The organism is Xanthomonas sp. JAI131 (assembly GCF_013410075.1).
Taxonomy (GTDB): Bacteria; Pseudomonadota; Gammaproteobacteria; order Xanthomonadales; family Xanthomonadaceae; genus Xanthomonas_A; species Xanthomonas_A bonasiae.
Map to the genome: position 1 here is coordinate 67,794 of NZ_JACCCN010000004.1, position 18,331 is coordinate 86,124.

23 protein-coding genes are annotated in these 18,331 nt (G+C 65.3%); 1 reads left to right on the forward strand and 22 read right to left on the reverse strand.

Annotated features, from left to right (window positions below):
• The first annotated feature begins 50 nt into the window (after positions 1 to 50).
• Positions 51 to 308, forward strand: a complete 258-nt coding sequence (locus HDC36_RS16885; protein WP_179569616.1) for a hypothetical protein — start codon at positions 51 to 53, stop codon at positions 306 to 308.
• On the opposite strand, the gene HDC36_RS16890 is transcribed toward HDC36_RS16885, so the two are convergent.
• The 22 genes from HDC36_RS16890 to HDC36_RS16995 all read right to left on the reverse strand — a co-directional run bounded on the left by HDC36_RS16890 (position 286) and on the right by HDC36_RS16995 (position 18,263).
• A complete protein-coding gene (locus tag HDC36_RS16890) occupies positions 286 to 2,664 on the reverse strand; it encodes a hypothetical protein (protein ID WP_179569618.1) in 2,379 nt (792 codons plus the stop codon). The two genes, HDC36_RS16885 and HDC36_RS16890, sit on opposite strands and share 23 nt — an antisense overlap.
• Positions 2,664 to 4,286 carry a D-Ala-D-Ala carboxypeptidase family metallohydrolase gene (locus HDC36_RS23340; RefSeq protein ID WP_218848565.1) on the reverse strand — a complete coding sequence of 541 codons (1,623 nt, stop codon included), beginning with the start codon at positions 4,284 to 4,286 and terminating at the stop codon, positions 2,664 to 2,666. Before HDC36_RS23340 ends, HDC36_RS16890 begins: the two co-directional genes overlap by 1 nt.
• Positions 4,286 to 4,981: a hypothetical protein gene (locus tag HDC36_RS16900; protein ID WP_179569620.1), complete on the reverse strand. Its 696-nt coding sequence runs from the start codon at positions 4,979 to 4,981 to the stop codon at positions 4,286 to 4,288. Before HDC36_RS16900 ends, HDC36_RS23340 begins: the two co-directional genes overlap by 1 nt.
• Positions 4,978 to 5,436 carry a hypothetical protein gene (locus HDC36_RS16905; protein WP_179569622.1) on the reverse strand — a complete coding sequence of 153 codons (459 nt, stop codon included), beginning with the start codon at positions 5,434 to 5,436 and terminating at the stop codon, positions 4,978 to 4,980. Before HDC36_RS16905 ends, HDC36_RS16900 begins: the two co-directional genes overlap by 4 nt.
• Positions 5,433 to 5,651 (reverse strand): hypothetical protein, encoded by a 219-nt coding sequence (locus HDC36_RS16910; protein ID WP_179569624.1) that lies wholly within the window; start codon positions 5,649 to 5,651, stop codon positions 5,433 to 5,435. The genes HDC36_RS16905 and HDC36_RS16910 overlap by 4 nt, the downstream gene beginning before the upstream one ends.
• On the reverse strand, positions 5,648 to 7,288 hold the full coding sequence (locus HDC36_RS16915; protein ID WP_179569626.1) for a packaged DNA stabilization protein: 1,641 nt from the start codon (positions 7,286 to 7,288) through the stop codon (positions 5,648 to 5,650). The genes HDC36_RS16910 and HDC36_RS16915 overlap by 4 nt, the downstream gene beginning before the upstream one ends.
• A complete protein-coding gene (locus HDC36_RS16920; protein WP_179569628.1) occupies positions 7,288 to 7,641 on the reverse strand; it encodes a hypothetical protein in 354 nt (117 codons plus the stop codon). Before HDC36_RS16920 ends, HDC36_RS16915 begins: the two co-directional genes overlap by 1 nt.
• 61 nt (positions 7,642 to 7,702) lie before the next feature.
• Positions 7,703 to 8,788 carry a DUF4043 family protein gene (locus tag HDC36_RS16925; protein WP_179569630.1) on the reverse strand — a complete coding sequence of 362 codons (1,086 nt, stop codon included), beginning with the start codon at positions 8,786 to 8,788 and terminating at the stop codon, positions 7,703 to 7,705.
• A 9-nt stretch (positions 8,789 to 8,797) separates the two neighbouring features.
• On the reverse strand, positions 8,798 to 9,532 hold the full coding sequence (locus tag HDC36_RS16930; protein WP_179569632.1) for a hypothetical protein: 735 nt from the start codon (positions 9,530 to 9,532) through the stop codon (positions 8,798 to 8,800).
• A gap of 65 nt (positions 9,533 to 9,597) precedes the next feature.
• Positions 9,598 to 11,469 carry a hypothetical protein gene (locus HDC36_RS16935; protein ID WP_179569634.1) on the reverse strand — a complete coding sequence of 624 codons (1,872 nt, stop codon included), beginning with the start codon at positions 11,467 to 11,469 and terminating at the stop codon, positions 9,598 to 9,600.
• Positions 11,454 to 12,746 (reverse strand): PBSX family phage terminase large subunit, encoded by a 1,293-nt coding sequence (locus HDC36_RS16940; RefSeq protein WP_179569636.1) that lies wholly within the window; start codon positions 12,744 to 12,746, stop codon positions 11,454 to 11,456. The genes HDC36_RS16935 and HDC36_RS16940 overlap by 16 nt, the downstream gene beginning before the upstream one ends.
• Positions 12,743 to 13,129, reverse strand: coding sequence for a hypothetical protein (locus HDC36_RS16945; protein ID WP_179569638.1), 387 nt, complete (start codon positions 13,127 to 13,129; stop codon positions 12,743 to 12,745). Before HDC36_RS16945 ends, HDC36_RS16940 begins: the two co-directional genes overlap by 4 nt.
• Entirely contained in the window at positions 13,129 to 13,878 is a 750-nt protein-coding gene (locus HDC36_RS16950) for a hypothetical protein (protein WP_179569640.1), read from the reverse strand. The genes HDC36_RS16945 and HDC36_RS16950 overlap by 1 nt, the downstream gene beginning before the upstream one ends.
• A complete protein-coding gene (locus HDC36_RS16955; RefSeq protein ID WP_179569642.1) occupies positions 13,871 to 14,401 on the reverse strand; it encodes a glycosyltransferase in 531 nt (176 codons plus the stop codon). The genes HDC36_RS16950 and HDC36_RS16955 overlap by 8 nt, the downstream gene beginning before the upstream one ends.
• Complete coding sequence (locus HDC36_RS16960; RefSeq protein WP_179569644.1) at positions 14,401 to 14,898, reverse strand: hypothetical protein; 498 nt, start codon at positions 14,896 to 14,898, stop codon at positions 14,401 to 14,403. The genes HDC36_RS16955 and HDC36_RS16960 overlap by 1 nt, the downstream gene beginning before the upstream one ends.
• Positions 14,895 to 15,164 (reverse strand): hypothetical protein, encoded by a 270-nt coding sequence (locus HDC36_RS16965; RefSeq protein ID WP_179569646.1) that lies wholly within the window; start codon positions 15,162 to 15,164, stop codon positions 14,895 to 14,897. Before HDC36_RS16965 ends, HDC36_RS16960 begins: the two co-directional genes overlap by 4 nt.
• On the reverse strand, positions 15,161 to 15,469 hold the full coding sequence (locus HDC36_RS16970) for a hypothetical protein (protein WP_179569648.1): 309 nt from the start codon (positions 15,467 to 15,469) through the stop codon (positions 15,161 to 15,163). The genes HDC36_RS16965 and HDC36_RS16970 overlap by 4 nt, the downstream gene beginning before the upstream one ends.
• Positions 15,469 to 15,981, reverse strand: a complete 513-nt coding sequence (locus HDC36_RS16975; protein ID WP_179569650.1) for a hypothetical protein — start codon at positions 15,979 to 15,981, stop codon at positions 15,469 to 15,471. The genes HDC36_RS16970 and HDC36_RS16975 overlap by 1 nt, the downstream gene beginning before the upstream one ends.
• A gap of 110 nt (positions 15,982 to 16,091) precedes the next feature.
• Positions 16,092 to 16,805, reverse strand: coding sequence for a hypothetical protein (locus HDC36_RS16980; protein WP_179569652.1), 714 nt, complete (start codon positions 16,803 to 16,805; stop codon positions 16,092 to 16,094).
• A gap of 127 nt (positions 16,806 to 16,932) precedes the next feature.
• A complete protein-coding gene (locus HDC36_RS16985; RefSeq protein ID WP_179569654.1) occupies positions 16,933 to 17,109 on the reverse strand; it encodes a hypothetical protein in 177 nt (58 codons plus the stop codon).
• A 135-nt stretch (positions 17,110 to 17,244) separates the two neighbouring features.
• Positions 17,245 to 17,610 carry a hypothetical protein gene (locus HDC36_RS16990; RefSeq protein WP_179569656.1) on the reverse strand — a complete coding sequence of 122 codons (366 nt, stop codon included), beginning with the start codon at positions 17,608 to 17,610 and terminating at the stop codon, positions 17,245 to 17,247.
• 110 nt (positions 17,611 to 17,720) lie between these two features.
• Positions 17,721 to 18,263 (reverse strand): Arc family DNA-binding protein, encoded by a 543-nt coding sequence (locus HDC36_RS16995; protein WP_179569658.1) that lies wholly within the window; start codon positions 18,261 to 18,263, stop codon positions 17,721 to 17,723.
• Positions 18,264 to 18,331: the final 68 nt, after the last annotated feature.

Below are 18,331 nucleotides of genomic sequence, written 5' to 3' on the forward strand. Positions count from 1 at the left end.
AAACCCCGCCGAGGCGGGGTCATGGGTTGGTGGTAGGATTCGGGCCGTCAATGGACGTGGTGACGGGGTATATCGTGGGGATTTTTTCTGGTGCGTTCTTAGTGATTGGGGTGATGGTCTTCATCACCATCGTCGGAATGGCATTTCAGGCACTCGGTCGCGTCGAGAAAAAGCTGGACGATTTGCAAAACCAACTAGGCAGGCTCCAAGATCAAGTTAGCCTCCTTCCGGACGAAGAGTGCGAGCATTCCAGGCAGATCAGGAAGCAGCGACGTGAGCTGATTTCTATGGGGATCGACCCCCGCTAGCTGCGGCGGTGCGCTGCATTAGCTCGTCTGCCAGTTCAACAGTTTCATCGTCACCCGCCCGCTCCCCTGCGCTGCGCAGCGTCTGCAGCTGGGCCACAAGATCGCCAGCGTCCCGGTTCGTGTTGTGCGCGAGCCATGCGACCACACGCGGGTTCGTCATGGTGCGTGCGCTCAGGTTGGCGATACCGACCGCGCCTGCCGGTGCGGCCAGGGTCATGAGCGCCTGTGTGAAATTGCCCGTCATCGCTGCGCCGGCGGCAGCGGGCACGGCCGTGATGACGCTGCCCAGCGCAATCTGGCGCGAGGTTCCTGACGTGTTCTGGAAAACCTTGCTCCCGTTATCGATCGATTCCGCCACACGCGCGATCTTGTCCACGTCGTCGCGGAAGGCGCTTCCATAGCGCGCACTGCGGAACAGCTCCTTGCGCGCCTCCGGGCTGAGGTTCGCCCAGTTGGTGAGGAATGTGCGCATCGAGAATGCATCGCCAGTGGCATCCTGCTGCCCCTTCGCGGCTCGCCCCATCCGCTGCAAGAACGACGCCGTGACCTCAGCCCGCGCCTCCTGGGGAAGCGCCCCCATCACGCGCCGTAGCGGCGTCGCGCCGTTCTGCGCGCCATTGAACAGCGCCACGTAGGCGGCTTCCGGGCCTCCGTTCTTGTCAATGATCTTCTCGATTTGCTCGATCCGGTTTGAACCCATCTTGTAGTAATTGTTCGCTCGCTCCATTAGCTGGATCGCGCGCGGGTTGCCGGTCGCCCGCACCGCGTCGGTCATGTCGTCGCTCAGGCTCGCGTAGAGGCCGCGCAACTGCTTCACGTCGAAGTCCGGATTGAGACCGGCGCCGGCAATCTTCTCGCCGACCATCGAGCGGATGCCCTTCAAGGCGCTGTACGGCAGCGCGCCGTTGTTCGCCGCCAAATCGGCCTGCACTGCCTCGGCGAGGCGATCCATGAAGGGGTTTGCCAGCACCTGCGACGTGTTGGTTGCGCCGGTCGTCGGCGCGGTGATGTTGGACAGATAGGCGTCGGTCTTCTGCGCAGCCACTCGAGTAGTGGGCGGCATGAACTGGTCCAGCGCGCCGTACAGCTTCTTCGAGTTGTTGCGGAACGTCTGGACGAAGCCACCGGGGCCAGTGATTCCCTGCTGCACCGACGTGCCGACCTGTTGCGGCGTGAGGTCGGCGCCGCTGGGTGCGATGGCGTTCGACATTTCGTCGATCCGGCCGCGCACCTGTTCCCGCTGCTGTTCCCCCAGCTTTGCAATGCGACCAGCACCGCCCGGGAAGTTGCCTGCGAAGGTCTCCAACCCATTGGCTATACGGCTACCGGTCGCCTGCCCGACGCTGGGCGTGGTGCCGGCGGCGTCGAACGCCGCAATGGTGTCGCGCAGGCCCTGCGTGTCCTGGCCGCGCAGCGCGCGCCGTGTGGCGCCGGCCACGGCCGTCGGGACCGCGCCGACCGCTTCCGGAATTAGCTGTGCCAGCCGATTCGGCGCGAGCGTCCGGCCGGCTAGGGCCGCGGTGCCGCTGGCTGCGCCAGGCCCCAGGCCTCCAAGCAAGCCGGCCATGATCTGCATGCCGGTGCCGCCGCCTGCCTCGCGCATGCCGGACGATGCCCCGGCGCCGGTGGCGGTGCTGATCGTCTGCAGGGCCGGATTGGCGGTCAGCAGATCGGCCAGGCGGTTGGTAACCGGCGCGGCGGCACCGGCGCGGCCCAGGTTCGTCAGCGCGTTTACGCCAGCGCCAATGCCCATCGTCAGGCCCGTGCCGGTCAGCGCCTCGCCGATGTCGCTGTAGACGCGATCCCGCGCCGTCTGCGGCCGGCGCATGCCCATCTCGTCCGCGACTTGGGCGGCGGCGTCGTGGTAGGTGCGGCCACCGGTGCCCAGCTGCGTGCCCCAGCCGGCCGCGCGGTCGATCGGGTCCAGCACGTAGTGGTTCAGCGCGTCGCCGCCGAGCTGGCCATAGAGATTCGCGGCGCCCTGCAGAAATTGGCGGCCGCCATACTCGCCCAGGAATCGGCCAACGGCGTTCCCCTCCTGCACCTGCGGCTCGGCCGCCTGGCCCGACACCATGCGCGCGAACGCGGAGCTGTTGGCGGGATTTGGCTTTGCCGTCCCACCCCGAAGTGCGTCCAGTTCCTCGACACTCGGCGCCTCGCCGGGGGTGCCGCCAGACACATCGATCTCCAGCGGCTGCTGGTCGGCCGGCGTGGGCGGCGCGGCCGGCCCCTGCGGCGCCCCCTGCTGCTGCCCGCGCATGTCGGCGTACGCCTGGGCCAGCCGGCGCGCGTCGTCGGTGTTGCCGGCCGCGTCGGCCGCGCGCAATGCCTGCTCGATCTGCTCAAGGGTCGCCATCAGCGGATTCCATACTTGGAGAGGAGGTCGTCGACGCCGCCGGCCGCGGCCCCGCCAGCGGCGGCAGGAGCCGCAGCACGCGGCGCGACTTCCAGCGGCTCGCCATCGGGGCCGCGGCCGTAGTTCCGGTACAGCGCGCCGATCTGCTGCTGGCGCAGCGTGATGGCGCGCTGGTTGATTTCCTGCAGCCGGGCCATCGACTGCTTGAGGCTCTTGGAGTCGCTGGCCTCCATCAGCCCCTTGATCGCGCGCGCGGCGTCGCCCTCGGTCTGCACGCCCTTGTTGAGCCTCAAGGACTCGTTGACCATCTCGGTGCGGTCGGCATCCCATTCGGCCAAGTTGCGGGAATTGGGGTCGGTGATGCCTGCCTTGTTACGCATCCAGCCCTCGGCGGCGGCGCCCGGACGAACATCGAGCGTGCCTGCATCGAGGCGACCGAGATGCTTCTGCGTCATCAGCATCACGTTCTCCGATCCCTGCAACTGGTCTTGTAGGTCGAATGCCTGCTTGATCGCAGCCGGCGGCATCGGCTTCTCGGCGACGGTCGGCTTGTCCGCCGGGCCGCCGGGGATCGCCCGAAGGCTGCCATCCGGCAGGCGCTGGTAACCGGACGGCACGCCGCGCTGGGCAGCAGCATCACGATCCAGGTCCAGCTGCGCCTGCTGGTAGGGCGTGATGGCGGCCGGTGCCTTTCGCAGCTGCGTGCCGCCTGCGGCCGCGCCGCCATTGGGCAGCTGCAGATGCACGTGGTCGCCTTCGTCAATTGGCTGGTAGCCGAGCTGCCGGGCACGCGCGACGAATGCCGGCTTGAGGGCTGCAGGGACGGCATAGTCGGCTGCGGTGCCGGCGAGGTGCTGGCTGTTCGGCTGGCCGCCGACTTCTGCGTTGCGCTGCGGCGTGCGCATGCCGCTGGTCATCTGCACGCCCGGGAACTCCATGGCCAGGCTCGTGAAGTCGGACGCACGGCTACCCGGCGCGGCAGCGCCGCCAACCGCGCCTGCCGCTGCCGCGCCCGCCGTACCGCTGGGGTTCGTGTTGACCGGCGTGGCCTGCAACGTGCCCTTGTTGACCCCGTAGAAGCCATCGCCCGAATCGATGATCTGGACCTTGGGGTTGTCCTGGCCGAGGATCTGCGTGCTGCCGTTCCGCATGATCGCCACGCGGTTCCCCTGCGCATCCACGTAGGTGGACTGCACTTGGCCCTGCCCGTTCTGCGTGGGATCGAGGTGCGCGGTCTGCGCCAGGAAGCTCTGCACGCCGGCCATTTCCTGGCCGGGGTCCATGTCCATCGGGTATGCCGTCCCAGGCTTCAGCGTGTCCATGAAGGGCTTGATGGTCTGGCGCGCGGCCATGATCTTCTGCTGATCGCCGGCCTGCAGCGCCGACTGCAGGAACTTCGCCGCGCCGCGCGCGCGCAGCGCGATCGAGTCGCCGCCGGCCTGGTACTGCTGGGCCGCCTGCGGGTCGATAGCGGCTGCCTGGGCGAACGCGGCAGGATCGCCCGACACCACCTGCGGCGCCAGCTGGGCGAGCCGGTTCTGCTGCCGCTGCTGCTGCTGCTGCTCGGTGATCGCGTTGCCCGCCTGGTAGCCGCCCAGGAAGTCCGCCAGTCCGTTCGCCATTACGCCGCCCTCGCGAAGTTGTACAGGTTGTTGCCGAAGTTGGAATAGCTGCCGGCGCCGGTGTTGGCCTGCTGGCCGTACAGCGACGCAACGCCGGTGGTGCCGTAGCTGCTGGTGCGGCCGCTGCCGGCGCCGTAGTTGCCCAGCAGGTTCGTGCCGATGCCGGTCAGCAGGCCGGTGAGCGCAGAGTTGGTGGCGCCGTTGGCCAGCGCCGTGTTCGCGTTCGTGCTGCCCACCGCATTGGCGTAGTTGGTGTTGTTGCCGGCGAGGGAACTGGCGGCGTTCTGCCCCATGCCGGCGATGTTCTGCACCTTGTTGTAGAAGTTGTCGTAGTTCTGGGTGGCCAGGCCGGTGCCGAAACTCAGCAGGTCGGCGCCGTGGCCGCCCGAGTACAGGCTGCCGCCCGCCGCCGCGCTGCGGTCCAGCGTCTTCAGTCCCTGGTCGCGCGTCCACGCGTAGTCCGGCGACTCGGTGAAGCTGCTGGTGTTGCCGGCGTTGAGCTGCTGCAGCTGCGTCAGCGCGTTGGTGCCGGCCGTCATGTACGGCTGCATGTTCGCGTTGTTGGCCGCCCACGAGGCGGACTGCGCCGAGTTCGACGCCTTGGCAGCGTCGCGCGCCGCACCCTTCTGCTGATCGGCCGAAACGGCGCCGCCGATGGCGGTCACCGCCACGGTCCCCACTGCTACCCAGCTCATGGCTTGCCTCCTTCGTGCGTGATCGCCGGCAGCTCTTCCGGCTCTATGAATTTCGACTCGATCGACGCGACATCCTTCAGCTTCGTCGGATGGACGTTGACCCAGATAACGTCGGTGTGGGCATAGCCCGCTTTCTTGCAGCCGGCCGGCGACTCGAAAATTGCCGGCGCGCGCAGCCGGCGCATGCCCTCCGGCGTGGTGACCTCGATCTCGCCCTTCATCAGGAAATTGAGGGTCGAGAATCGGTGCACTTTCCCGGTCAGCACCGTGCCGGCGGGGATGAACACCTCGCGCCCGTAGATGCCGTCGGCAAAGTGGTGCGTCACCGGAATGTCGGCCGGCGGGTGCTTGCGCAGTTCGTCCTCGAGCGCGCGCAGCTGCTCCCGCGTTGGGTGCTTGCTGGGCAGCGCCAGCGCGCCCGGCAGTGCGCCAGACTTCTGTTCGATATCGTTCATTCCAACGCCTCGATCATTGCCACGGCGCCATACAGGTCGCGCTTCACCGGACTGGAAACGCGGATCTTGAATACCCAGTCGCGGCCGGGACCCAAGCGCTTAACGCGAACGCGCCGCTTGAACTCGCCGAGTTCACCGAGCGAGCACTCGCGCCAGTTCGACCAGTTGCTCCCGCCGTCCTTCGAGTAGCAGATTTCGACCTTCCTATCGCTCATGGCGTGTATCCGTCGGTCAGCACTTCGATTGACCATCCCGACGTATGCGACACGCCCGACTGCAGGCCCTTGAGGGTGATGCGGATGCCGGTGACGCCGAGCGATAGCGACCGCTCGATCGGGTTGGGGAGCCATGCCGTGGTCGGCGTCGGCGAGGCGTTGGCGACGACCTCAGTTCCGCCGCCCGAGAGCAATTCAATGTTCGCCGTGGCGCCGTCCGTCGCGGTGAACAGCATCGACCCGATGCGCAGACCAAGCACGCCGGTCCCGGTGATTTCCAGCACCCAGCCCGTGCCGCCGCCGGGGATGTTCCCGAACCGGTTTTCCCCGATCACCGACCCGACCATGTAGCAGCTGTTCGCGTTCGGATCGGGCGTGAACGTATAGGCGACGTTCGTATCGGCGATCCCCTGCCACACCGGCTCAGGATCGGGACCGGGCCCAGGGCCATCCGCCGCCACCGTCTCTTCCATGCCCATGCTCATCAGCAGCTCGAGCAACTGCACGCCGATCAGGCCCTGGTTGTTGTGGATGACCCCGGAGACACGCTCCGATACCAGCGGCTGGTCGCCTTCCAGCATGTAGTCCTCGTCGAGGATCCACAGTTGGCCGTTCTGGAAATCGCCGCCGATCCACTGGCCGTTCCAGTACACCAGGTGATTGAGGCGCCAGCGATCGAGGCCGAACGACTGCCGGCGGTGCCACAGCCGCGTCACCACGTCGTAGCCCCAGGTGCGGCCATCCGGGAGCGTCAGGTAATAGACCTTGTGCTGCTCGCTCTCCCACTTGAAGGCGAACGCCTGCTGCCAGTTGTTCTTGCGAATCGCCTTCTGGATTGCACCGGTGGAGATCGGCACCGCCTGATAGCCGTCGAGGCGGTAAATCACCCCGTCGTTACCCAGCCACATGAGGCTGTTGTCGAGGTTGACCACGCTGTCGCCGCTGGCGCAGCCGCGCTCCACCACGATGCCCTTGTTCTTGAACGTCTTGGTGTTCGTACCCGAGTTGTAGAAGAACTCGATGGTGGTCTCGTTGAACACCACCGCTTCGCGCTGGCTCACCGCCAGATGCACGATCTTGTCCGGCGATGCTTCGGACTCGTAGCGGTCCAGCGTGTTGTAGGACTTCGCGTTGGCCAGCTCCGAGTGGAACCAGAAGCGGCCGAACGGCTCCACCTGCAGCAGAAAGCTGTCCATGTACGCCGCGGAGCGCGCCCCGGGATAGCCTTCGTCGGTGATGCGCACCAGGTTGCCGGCGACGGTGTCCCAGACGTAGCCGCTCTGCCCGTTCACCGCCAACAGCTGGTTGCCGCCGGTGATCTGGTTGTGCGCCATCCTGACGCGACCGATGCCCGGGATGACGCCGCGCGCCGTGTCCACGCCCTTCGCCGACACCTGATACAGCTTGTTGCCGGAGACGCCGAACAGCGCGCCCTCGGCGACGTGGAGGCCGCGGATGGGGCCATTCGCCAGGTTCACGAACGGGCGTAGGCCTGGCGGCGATGCCAGCTTCCACGGCGTGCGCGTGCCCGCCGCCTCGGCTTGCTCAGGAAGCCAGTTGACGGTGTCCTGCACGGACCACGGCCGGCTGTCGTCGGTGTAGAAGCCGCCCAGCAGATCGATCGGACTGGCGGCCATCAGAAATATTCCGTCGTTGCCGGCTCGCCGGCTTCGAACTTGTCGCGCAGCTTCCACAGCCGCGCCAAACCGTCGATGCTTTTGCCTTCCAGCTCCATGGCCCGGTCGCCCACCGGGTAGGAACCCGCGCACTCGCGCGCTACGACGTACACGAGCGGGATCATGTAGCGGGCCGGAATCTCGCCCTCAATGTCGAACGGCAACAGGCCGTCTTCGTACAGCTCTTCGAACTTCTGCTGGGTCTTCTCGCCGACCGTCGCGGCGTCCTCCGCCTCCGGCGCCTCGGCGGCATCGACCATGCGCAGTTCCAGCAGCACGTCGCGCACAAACTTCTCTCGACTGTAGGTCGCCATCGGCCGTCCCAAAAAAGGAACGGGGGCCGAAGCCCCCGCTCAAGTCCACCTGCGCTAGCTGTTAGGCGTCCTGGGCGGCCGCAACGAAGCCGGTCGCCACGCTCCAGTCGATCGCGTTCGCTTCGTCCTGGCCCCACTGGATCTTGCCGATGCCGCGCATTTCCATGAAGCCCACGCCGTTCTTGAATCCGTAGTCGTCTTCCTTGCGCACGGTGGTCTTCGTGGTCTGTGCCCATGCCACGCCCAGCGCCTGCGCGCCGCACATGTAGATCGGCGACACCAGGGCGCCCGAGTCGCCGACCGCGCCCACGTCCTGGATTTCGGGGATCTCGCGGATCACCACGCCATCCCACAGCAGGGAGTTCGTGCCGGTGAACAGCGGGTTTTCCTTGCCCCGCTCCATGGCGTCCTTGTGCACGTCGGCCATGTCCAGCTTCAGGTCACGGAACGGCTTGGTGCCAACGAACAGCACATAGGTCTCCTCGTCCTCGCCGTAGCGGTAGGGCCGGATGCCCTCGCCGTTGACGGTGACCGCCTGCTGGGCGATGCGCTTCAACAGCGACACCGTCGCCTTGTTCAGCGTCTCGGCCGCGGTGATGCCGCCCAACGCGGTCGAGTGCGTGGCGTTGTAGTTCGCCAGCTCGCGGCCGTACAGCACGCGGTCGGAGTTGGCCACGTTCCAGGCGTTGCGCTGCGCCGCGGTGGCGGTGGCGTAGGCGATGCCGTTGATGGCCCCCAGGGCGGCGGTCAGGGCGTTCTTCAGGTAGCGCATCGCCAGCTCCTTCAGCGCCACCTTGCCGGCGTTGCGGATGTCGAACGCAGAGGCCTGTTCCTCCTCCATGTTCACCACCACCGCATCGCGCACGACTCCGATCTTGACCTGCCAGCCATCGTTCGGCAGGGCCTTCTCGTTGCCCACCAGCGCGGTGGTGCCGGTGTTCGGGCCGGCGCTGGCGTCCAGCGCGCCCACCAGGTTGAAGGTGATCGCGTCGCCCTTCTTCTTGGCCAGGTCGTTGTTCACCTGGATGATGGAGTTCTCGTCGCTCCCCATGTAGCGCTTGTAGCGGTTCGCGCGGACGTACTCGCGGAAAAAGCCGTCGTCCCACTGCTTGGCCCGGACTGCCGGGCTTGCGGTCGTGTCAGTCATTGCGGTCCCTTAAAAGAGGTTTTCGAAAACGTCGCCAGTGCCCGGCCGCGTGGTTGCGGCGGCGCTCCTGGCCGTGGATAGATCAGGCGGGATGCGGTCGAGGGTGGCAGCACGATCAGCCTGCTTCTGCGCGAATTCGGCTTCGACCTTTGCCCGCACCTCCGCCTCGATCTTCTGGCGGTAGGCCTCGGGGTCTTGGATCTGCGCCATCTCGTGCAACTGCTTGCCGAGCTTGTAGGCCGCGCGGGCGGGGTTGGGGGCGTTGAACACCTGCTGCACGATCGCCGGGTTGCCCTGGGCGTGCTCCTTCAGCGCTTCCAGCACCTCGTCGTAGTCAGGGAACTGCTCGCGCGCATCAGCGTCCATCGCGGCATAGAACTGCTGCCGGATCTCGTGCTGCGCTCCCTTGATCGACTGCTGCACGTATCCCTCCGGGTTCTCGAAGAACCCCGGCTGTTCCCGTGCGCCCTCGACCTCCCGCAGACGACGCTCCAACTCCTCGCGTTGCCGCTGCTCGTTCTGCCGCTTCTCACGCTCCGCCTTCAGTGCGGCGAGCGGGACGCGCTCGTCCTTGTCCGTTGCTGCGGCCGGCGGCGCCTCAGCTGCTTGTGCCTGCGCTGCAGGCTCGCCCGTGGTCGCAGCTGCCGGTTCCCCGGTTGCGGCGGCCGGTGCATCGGTCGTCGCTGATTCCGGGGCAGCCGTCGGCTGCGTGATTTCGTCAAGGAAGTCACGTTCATTGCTCATCGCTGGTTTTCTCCGTTATCGACCTTGCGCCGTCGTCGCGTAACGCGCTTTTGTGGGCGCGACCACTACTGCAAAACCACGCCCACCGGAGCCATTTGCATGGCCTGCTGGGCGCGGTCGGTGATGGCCTCGAACCTGTCGGTCTCGGCCCTGAACTGCTCGGTTTGCAGCTTCTGCGCGTCCAGGCTGCGGTCGGCCAGTTGCTGGTCGGCCTGCTGCAGCTTCTGCTGCAACGCCTGTAGCTGTTCCTGCAGCTGCTGCATCTGCTGCTGGACCTGCGGGGGCACGCCGCCCTCCTTCATCTTCTCCAGGATGCGATCTTTGTTCCGCAGGCTGGAAGCTTCGATAATCATGTCGGTCGAGATCGAGTTCGGGTCGGCCCTCTTCAGCTCGACCAGCGCCTGGAACTGCTCGGACTGGATCGTCACCGAGTCCGGACCTTCGTCCACGATGATGTCCACGTCCAGCTGTGCCACCGCGTTCTCGATGCGGAGCACGCGGGTCGGATCGATCTGCGCCAGCTGCAGCAGCTGCGGGCTGGGCTGCTCCCCGGCCTCCTGCAGCCGCTTCAGCTCGTCCTGCACCGTCACCGGCTTGTTGATGCCGACCCAGCGCAGGTTGCTCTCGTCGTCGGTGACGCGGACCCACTTCTCTTCCGTCCAATACTGGCGGACGCGGTTCCAGCAAGCCCGGTACATGCGCAGCGACCACTCGCGCAGCGCGTCGAACGGGATGGCCAGCTCCTGCAGGCCGGACTGCTGCAGCGCCTCCACCGCGCGCCCCGACGGCGCCTTGACGTCGCCCTCGATCGCTGGGTTCACGCCGCTGGCGTCGATCTCCGCCTTGGCCTCCTGCAGCAGCTGCAGCTCGCCCATCATCGACTGCGTGGAGTCCACGACCTCGAACCTTGCTTTCGGCCGCACCTTGACGTAGCCATCGGGGCGCGCCAGCTCGCGCCGCGCCGCACTGACGTTCTCCACGGCACCGTCCTCCGCGATCACCTGGCGCATGCTGAGGCGGTGCAGCGCCTTGCTACGGCGCTTGTTGATCTCGTCCTGGGGCGACAGCATCTGCGGCACGGTGCCGTAGCGCACGTTCTCGCGCGTCACGAATGCCGAGACGGCGATCACGTCGCACTCGGGCTGCCCCCACTCGTCCAGGTACGGCGACGGCTGTGGATCGCGCAGGAAGCCGCCGCGGCACAGGATCGCGGTATGCCAGACGCCATCCTCGAGCCATCGGTGCTGCATGACCCGGATGCGCTTGCGCGCCTTGTCGCACCACGTCACCTTCGGCCGGTCGTCGTAGGTCTCGCCAGCCGCCTCGGCGCTCAGGTAGGACGCGTCGATGGCGGCATCCTTGCCCTTAAACCGCAGCTTGGCGTCGGCGTCGTCCATCCACAGCACCACGCCCAGGTAGCCGGCGTCGGAGAAGTCGCGCATGCGGCTGTGCGGGTCGCGGTAGAGGCGATCCCACGGGATCTGCGTCAGCACCACGTCCAAGCTGCCATCCGGCCGCTGCTTCATCGACACCGTGGCCGCGCCGCTCCCCTCGATGAACAGGTTCTCCGCCACGTCCGACCGAATGGTGGTGAACTTGTTCTGGTCGGCGATGAAGCGCAGCGCGTCGGTGGCCGATTCCGCCTCGTGCTCGTGCTTCGGCGTGCGCGGGAAGGCCTTGGGGTCCGTGCGGCTCTTCTTCTCGAAGCCGATCAGGGCATCGATCTTGGGCTTGATCCGGTTCGAGGTGACGATCGGCTGCTTGCGCTTGCGCAGCGTCTCGCGCTCCTCCGCCGTGTACTGGTTGCCGTCGTAGTAGTCCCGGCACTGCTCGGACAGCGCCCGTTCTTCCCGGCTGTTGTCGTAGGCCTCCTCGAACTGGCGCAGGCACTTGTCCAGCAGATCGTCGTTGCGCTCAGACATCAGGCGGTTTTCCAATTATCGTCATCGTCGTCATCGTCCGCGGCGTAGTCCGCACCGCGGCGCCTCTTGCTCTCTTCGCTCTCGGCCGGTGCGGCGTTGGCCATTTCGTCAAGGCCGCGGCCGACCAGGCTGCACACGTCCACGGCGTCGTCCTGCCGCCCGTCCTCGCCGTTGAAGGCGCACAGCTGGTTCAGCAGTCGGATCGCCCACGGCTTGCCCGCCGGCAGATACACAGACCCCGCCGATGCGCGCGCCGCGAAGCCCAGGGCCCGCTCGGCCTTGCTGCCGGCCGACGCCAGCGCGATGCGGTTGGCGAACGTCTGCGTCTCGCGCATGCGCTTCGTGATGGCCGAGTCGACCGCGCGCAGGATCACGCCCTTCTCCTCGAAGGCGGCCAGCGGGCGGCAACGGCTCACCAGGTCGATCCACGCATCGATCCACTCGGCCGGATCCTTCTGCCCATACCACCAGTCCACCGCGTACAGGTCGCCCAGTTCGGACAGCCCCCACACGCCGTGCTCGGTGAAATCGCCGTCGTCCGGCGTCACCGCGTAGTCGCTGGCCATGTACAGGTTGAGGCGCGACGGCAGCACGTCGTAGAACTTGAACCAATCGCGCTTGAACATCAGGCCGGCGAGCGACCGGCAGGCACCCTCCCAGACGTGCCGGTAGAGATCCTGGTTCACCCGCAGCAGCTTCACCCGCTCCTTTTCCAGCTCCACCGGAAACCACGGGTTGTCCCGCCAGTTGATGTCGATCACCAGCGTGTCGTCATCCTCCATCGCCGCCAGCTGGTGAACGTAGTCCGCATCCTGGTCCGGGTTGTAGCTCCACCACAGCTCCGACCCCGGCTTGCGGATGGTCGGGATCAGCACCGTGGCCGACCGCTCGCTGACCGAGTGCGCCTCTTCCGTCCATGCCCCGTCGAAGCCCTCGTAGGACTTGATGCTGTCCGCCGTGTGCTCCTTCAGGCCGACAAAGGCGAACTCGGACTCGCCGGCGGACGTGCCGGCCTGGCCCTTGATGACCTTCTCCTGCACGTCGTAGTAGTAGCCCAGGTTCATCGCCGCGATCTGGTCGGCCAGCAGGCGGTGCGACGATTCCTTGATGGACTTCTGCGTCTCGCGGCAGCACAGCCAGCGGGTCGGCTGGGTGATGCCGCGCACCGACAGCAGGCGCGCGATGGACCAGCTCTTGGCCGAGCCGCGGCCGCCGCGGGCGATCTTGTGGCGCTTCTTGACGGTATGGAACGGCAGCATCTTTGCCGGGATCTCCAACCGCAGCTTGCTCATTCGGTCGTGCGCGCCTCGACGCCGACAATCTCCACAGTCGTCACCACATTGACTGGGCCGCCACCGGGGCCGGACAGTTCGACGCCCTTTCGCTCTTGGTAGTCCTCCGGGAACCGCGCGGCCATCGATCGCGACCATAGAGATGCATTGAACTTGTCCGCCGTCAGGCCGCACTGCCCTTGCGTTTCCCACCAGTCCTGCGCCCACTGCCTCGCACGCGTAAAGGCGTCCGAGAATTCCGGGATGGTTTCGGCCCACAAGTAAAGCGTGGACTTTGCGACATCGATAGCGCATGCCATCTGGACCACTGATTTACCGAGCTTCCCCAGCTCAATCACGGTGTCGCAATACTCTGGTCGGTAGTCGGTCGGACGCCCAGCCATCACACAACCTCCAGCAGGCCGTCGCCGATAACGCCGCGCAGGGAACTCACCACCTTGACCCGGTACACGCCCGGCCGGTGCTGCCTGGCGATGCTGGCCGGGTGGATCCACGTCACCTCGCCTGCGGCACTGGCTGCGGCGTCACACCGGTACAACTGCCGGCCACCCTGGTAGGTGCTGACCACCACGGTCACCACGTCCTGACTCAGGTCGGCGTGGCCAGCCTCGTCACGGACCCACACGGCCAGCGGGGTGTCGTAGCCCGAGTAGGCGCGCAGGTGGTGCGGCACGACGTAGACCGGACCAGGTGCAACCGGCTCCGGTGGCTGCGCGACGTAGATGCGCGACTCGCCGGTGTACAGAAACTCCTCGGATGCCGGGTTGGCCGTGGCCAGGACCATTCCCGCCACAGCGGGATAGGCGAACGGAATGCGCTGCGCCAAGTAGCCCTCCACGGTCCACAGCACGGTGGTCCCGTCGAAACCGTAGGCAGTGAGCGTGGTTTGCACCTCGCTAACGGGGCTCCGGGTCAGTTCTTCAAATTCGCCCTCTACCGTGTCGCCTTCCTGCACGACGCCAACCAGCCGCATTGCGACCTTGGCGCGGCTCCACATTTCGGCGTAGTAGTAGTAGGAGCTGGTGGCCGCATCCCAATACGCAGACGGCGGCCCCTCGTAGTAGTTGTCGTCCGCATTGAAGCCGGAGTGGAAGCTCTCCCACTTAGTCGGATCGGAAAGCAGGTTAGCCATGGTGGGCGCGCATCAGTTCGTCTTGGTGTGCCCGGCGCAATAGGCGGCCCGGGCTTTCGTAGAGGCGGTGGACGTAGCTGTGGTCCGCCACGTGATGGATATCGGTTTGGTTCGCCAGCGCTAGGTCGCCGCAAACGCGCCACGCCGCATGGTCGAATGCGTTCGCAATGTCACGGCGGTAGCAGATCAAGTGGTGCCGGCGTTGCGACCAGTTGCGCGCACGTCCCTGCTCCGTTATCTCGCCAGGCGCCACCGCGTCATTTCCTGCCGCCAATGCATCGGCCAGGGCGGCGAACGCAACCGGCAGCAAGTAGTCATCGCAGTCCACGTAGGTGACGTAGGGTTGCGTACCGAGTGCGTACCCTCGCGCCCGGCCGCGGCCTATGTGCCCAAGCTCCCCCGGCAGCTCGTGCACGTGGACCGGGAAGCCGGCGGCGGCCACCGCGGCAGCGATCGACGCGCGACGCTGCTCGATCCAGGCCGGCAGCGTGTCGGGCAGCGTGAGAACGTGCACGTCCAACATCAGCCGCCGCCCTGCGCGTTCGTCATCCCGGCGGCGACGTTGTACCGCTCGATGGTTTCGTCTCGCTCGGACTGGGCGGTTTCGCAGGCCCATACAATTCGTGCCGCACTTGCTTTGCGTAATCGGTCTTGCTCTGCAGCTTGAGCGGCAGCGGCGGCATCACTGGACAAACGGTCGGTTTCACAGCCGGCCCACTGCTTGCGCAGCTCGCCAAGCTCAGAATCGCGGCCAGCCACAGCAGCCGACATGCGTGCGTTGTAGTCGTCATCGATCTGGTCCTTTCGGGTGGCGGCCTTGTCGGCGACGCCTTGGGTTGCTGTCGCCTGCTGGTGTTCAACGGCGCGCGCGCCCTTCTCCGCCGTCAAGGATTCCGTGACAGCCGCGGTCTGCTGCTTGGACACGCCCAGGTCGGCGCTGCGGTCGCGCCACTCGCGCCCCATCCAGAACGCCAAGGCCGTCCAGGCGACGAAGGCGGCGAGCGTCAGCCAGCGGTTCACGGCTGGTCCTCGTGCAAGTCCGGCTGCTTCACGCCGCGCATGACCAAACTGGCCGACTTGATGACTAAGCCGATGATCGCCAGGGCGGTCAACAAGCAATGCGGCAGCGCCGCTTGCCAGTCGGGCGGCAACTGCGTGTAGGCCACTGCAATGGAGCCGACAGCGATTGCCATTGCATCCAGCTTCGCCGACCACCACCGCTGCCAGTTGTGCACGTCCGGCACTGGCTCCAAGCCAAGCGCTCGGATGACCTTGGGGAGCATCATGGGGAAATCGCCAGCTCGTGGAGCTGGGAAATGCTCCAGTGGTACAGCTCAGGGTCGATGATGTGCGCCCGCTTCAACACATTGCCGTTGCGGTTGTGCACCCGAATCTCGGTGCTTTGCTGGATCGCCAGCAAGATGAAATCCACCCGCTTGCGCGTGCTGTCCGGGACTCGCAACAGCTCGATGGCTTCGCGCACCCGGCCGTTGATCGTCTCAAGCATCTTGGCGGTCGGCCGGGCGTTGGGCGTCTCCGTAAGCTGGATGACCCCTTCAAGCCCAGCGATGGCCTCGCGACGACGTGGCATTAGCTGCCCCGGACCGCTTTCATGGCGAGCGGGTACACCCTGGCCCAACGGGCGCGGCGCTCGGCTTCGTCACGCGGCGCCGGTCGCCATGCCTCGATGTACTGCTCCCACGCCTCCTGCTCGTCACCGAGCGCCGGCAGCGCAACCGGCAGCGTCCACAACAGCAGGCGCGCGAATCCAGCCGCCAGCACGTCGTCATGCTCGATGGCGTCATACACCGCGGCCACGGTCGGCGCGACGCCGTGCAACTCGCACAGCGCCCGTGCGCGCCGCTGGCTTGCCGAGTGGGTCAGGACGCCGCGAACGCCGCCGCCGCGCTCAAACTGGAACAGGCCGTGCGCCGGGCCGCCGACTTGGTGGCGGTACTTGAGGCCGGATTCCTGCAGCCCCGTGGCCAGGATCTGGACGCGAGCCGGCGGCGAGTCCATGCCGTCGCCCAGCTCCGCCAGCGCGGGCACGATGATGTGCGACAGCGCCAGCTCGGGCGCGATCGGGAGGGAAAGCAGGCTCATCGAGATCTCCGGAAATGGAAAAGCCCCACCGAATGGCGGGGCTTGTTGTTGGAGCGGACTACCGGGGATCGAACCGACGAGAAAGAATGGAACCCAGCAGCCTGACTTGGCTAGTATTCAGCCACGCTCTCGAAGAGTGGATTCGGCGCAGGGGGATCGAAACAATGCTCCAAGATCACGCGGGCATCCTTCGATAACTGCCATATCAGCTCGAAAGGCTCGTCGTACAGCGCTTTCGCAAGCGCTAGGACGGATGCCCCGGACCTTTCACTATTCGGCGGATTTTTGATCCCAAAGATCAGAAAGCCGTTTGCCTGCATTGCGAACCTGCGATCGACGGACAAGGAATCAGCACTGTGGCTTTTTGACAGGCCTACAAGATCATCAACAAAAGCGCCATTGATCATCGAGCAAAGGCGCAAGTAGTCGCCGGCTGGAACACGCCCACGTCCCACTGCGACGAACAGGCGACCAATGAGTATTGGCTTGAGCTCCAAGTCCGCTTTGTCAAGCAAGTCCATGACAATCTCGCCGAGACGTTCCTTCTGCTTCTCCGATCCGGCGAGTTCCGCAACAACACTGGCTCGCTCGGCCCAAGTCAACTTAGAAGCCTCAGACAAGAATTTCTGAACCTTCCTGCAAAGGAAATAGTCTCGGACGGATCCAAATGCTTTTGCTCCGGCAACAATGGTTCCGATAACTGGGATGTCGCGAAGCACGCCCTCGTCCAAAACGCTGTCCAAAGCTGTTTCGAGCAACCCTTCCGAAGCCTTCTCAAGATTTTCAGCACCAACTGAAAGTACAAGATCCTTGCCGATGCCCATGCCCTGCCCCAACCGACCCTGGTATGGCGATTATGGCTCGACGGACTACTGAATAGGTACGCGAAAAGAACCCCCGGATTTCGCCGGGGGCTGCTGACCAACATCAGGCGGAAGCGAGCGCGACCTACTAGGAGGCGCTTGCCTTAATCTGCTCGAACACTTGTTTGAATGCATTCGCAGCGGCCGCAGAATCCTTCGCAGCATCCCCCGTATTCCTGAATGCCGGAGAGGTTTCGATCATTGCTACGACTATACGGCTGGCGGCCTCAATAGCCGCCTCTGTCTGCGCTGTGGTGAGCGACATATCGCACCTCCTGTTAAGAGGCTCCATCATAGACAGTCCCCCTGCCGCTTCCCACAAACGCGAACGGCCCGCTTGGGCGGGCCGCTGACAGACTTCTGATGACACTGCCGATAATAGATCAGCGTTCGGAATGGGTCAAGAGGCCTGGCCGCGTAGCACGGCCAAGTGGCGAGCAGGCTTTCCCACCGTGCCCCACTGCCGAACCGCGCCTCCCATCAGTCGCTTGGCGTCTGAAATGTCGCCGCCGAAGGCCTGGCCGTAGACGTAACAGTCCATCCACCCGTACTCCATCATGGGTTCTACGGCGCAAGAGAGGTGTATTAGGTGCTCCTCTTCGCTCTCGCGCTCAGAGTCAATCCCAAGCGCTGCCTCAAGCTCCCCAGCTAGGCGAGTTGCAGCGGTGCGCGTTGTGGACACCACAGCGATCCCATGTAGGCGTAGCTCATCGGCCAGAATCTGCGCATCGGGGCTGCCGTAGTGCACGGGAATGGCGATATGCATGGTGCTTCCTATCGGAGTAGGAGAGGCATCCTACAGACGCAGGTTGCAGGAGATGAGACAGGCGCTAGATCGCAGCAGCGCCTCTGCCATTTCAGCTATCGGCTGTCCGATCATCCATGGCGCTTAGCCTTCTTCTTCGGCGTCGGACGGATCTCCAATTCGTCTGAGTCACTATCAGGTAGGTCAGACAGTTGAAGCCCAGCCTCAATGAGCAGTTGGCCGCGGTGCTGCACTTGGTTCTGGAACCATCGGAGCTTGCGCAGCTTCTGCTGGGCAGTTTCATATCTTGCAGAATGCCCTTCGATAGAGCGTATCGCATAGGCCTCTTGTTCAGCGGCAACAGTCAATGAAGCCAGCACGTCGGCCTCTTCCAAGTAGCGCTGCTCCATCTTTTTGAACAGCGAATCGAGGTCATCTGCCTGAAGCTTTTCCGCTTTGCTCACTTCCATCTTGAAAATGGACATGAACTCGCCGGCCAAATCCCTAACTTGATCGCTGGTCAGCGTGACCTTCGGCTTCTCGAATGACTCTTCTAGCCGAGTGATGATCTCAGCGGAAACTGAGCGATTCGTGATGCCAGCCTGGGCCTCCAACCGTTGGAACAGGTTGACCGGAAGGCGCAGCTTGAACTGGTGGAAAAGGGGTTCTGACATGGCGCGGATGATGGACCAAAATTGTCCTTGACAGCAACGGACCATTATTGTCCACTGTTGCCACGGAC

What these genes read in the sequence shown, in the direction of transcription:
- HDC36_RS23340 (WP_218848565.1), bottom strand. Translation starts at nt 4,286, where the DNA reads ATGGCGAACGGACTGGCGGACTTCCTGGGCGGCTACCAGGCGGGCAAC.
- HDC36_RS16915 (WP_179569626.1), bottom strand. Translation starts at nt 7,288, where the DNA reads ATGGCCGCCAGTCCGATCGATCTGCTGGGCGGCTTCTACACCGACGAC.
- HDC36_RS16955 (WP_179569642.1), bottom strand. Translation starts at nt 14,401, where the DNA reads ATGTTGGACGTGCACGTTCTCACGCTGCCCGACACGCTGCCGGCCTGG.
- HDC36_RS16950 (WP_179569640.1), bottom strand. Translation starts at nt 13,878, where the DNA reads ATGGCTAACCTGCTTTCCGATCCGACTAAGTGGGAGAGCTTCCACTCC.
- HDC36_RS16940 (WP_179569636.1), bottom strand. Translation starts at nt 12,746, where the DNA reads ATGAGCAAGCTGCGGTTGGAGATCCCGGCAAAGATGCTGCCGTTCCAT.
- HDC36_RS16930 (WP_179569632.1), bottom strand. Translation starts at nt 9,532, where the DNA reads ATGAGCAATGAACGTGACTTCCTTGACGAAATCACGCAGCCGACGGCT.
- HDC36_RS16945 (WP_179569638.1), bottom strand. Translation starts at nt 13,129, where the DNA reads ATGGCTGGGCGTCCGACCGACTACCGACCAGAGTATTGCGACACCGTG.
- HDC36_RS16965 (WP_179569646.1), bottom strand. Translation starts at nt 15,164, where the DNA reads ATGATGCTCCCCAAGGTCATCCGAGCGCTTGGCTTGGAGCCAGTGCCG.
- HDC36_RS16985 (WP_179569654.1), bottom strand. Translation starts at nt 17,109, where the DNA reads ATGTCGCTCACCACAGCGCAGACAGAGGCGGCTATTGAGGCCGCCAGC.
- HDC36_RS16990 (WP_179569656.1), bottom strand. Translation starts at nt 17,610, where the DNA reads ATGCATATCGCCATTCCCGTGCACTACGGCAGCCCCGATGCGCAGATT.
- HDC36_RS16885 (WP_179569616.1), top strand. Translation starts at nt 51, where the DNA reads ATGGACGTGGTGACGGGGTATATCGTGGGGATTTTTTCTGGTGCGTTC.
- HDC36_RS16920 (WP_179569628.1), bottom strand. Translation starts at nt 7,641, where the DNA reads ATGGCGACCTACAGTCGAGAGAAGTTTGTGCGCGACGTGCTGCTGGAA.
- HDC36_RS16975 (WP_179569650.1), bottom strand. Translation starts at nt 15,981, where the DNA reads ATGAGCCTGCTTTCCCTCCCGATCGCGCCCGAGCTGGCGCTGTCGCAC.
- HDC36_RS16900 (WP_179569620.1), bottom strand. Translation starts at nt 4,981, where the DNA reads ATGAGCTGGGTAGCAGTGGGGACCGTGGCGGTGACCGCCATCGGCGGC.
- HDC36_RS16925 (WP_179569630.1), bottom strand. Translation starts at nt 8,788, where the DNA reads ATGACTGACACGACCGCAAGCCCGGCAGTCCGGGCCAAGCAGTGGGAC.
- HDC36_RS16970 (WP_179569648.1), bottom strand. Translation starts at nt 15,469, where the DNA reads ATGCCACGTCGTCGCGAGGCCATCGCTGGGCTTGAAGGGGTCATCCAG.
- HDC36_RS16980 (WP_179569652.1), bottom strand. Translation starts at nt 16,805, where the DNA reads ATGGGCATCGGCAAGGATCTTGTACTTTCAGTTGGTGCTGAAAATCTT.
- HDC36_RS16910 (WP_179569624.1), bottom strand. Translation starts at nt 5,651, where the DNA reads ATGAGCGATAGGAAGGTCGAAATCTGCTACTCGAAGGACGGCGGGAGC.
- HDC36_RS16995 (WP_179569658.1), bottom strand. Translation starts at nt 18,263, where the DNA reads ATGTCAGAACCCCTTTTCCACCAGTTCAAGCTGCGCCTTCCGGTCAAC.
- HDC36_RS16905 (WP_179569622.1), bottom strand. Translation starts at nt 5,436, where the DNA reads ATGAACGATATCGAACAGAAGTCTGGCGCACTGCCGGGCGCGCTGGCG.
- HDC36_RS16890 (WP_179569618.1), bottom strand. Translation starts at nt 2,664, where the DNA reads ATGGCGACCCTTGAGCAGATCGAGCAGGCATTGCGCGCGGCCGACGCG.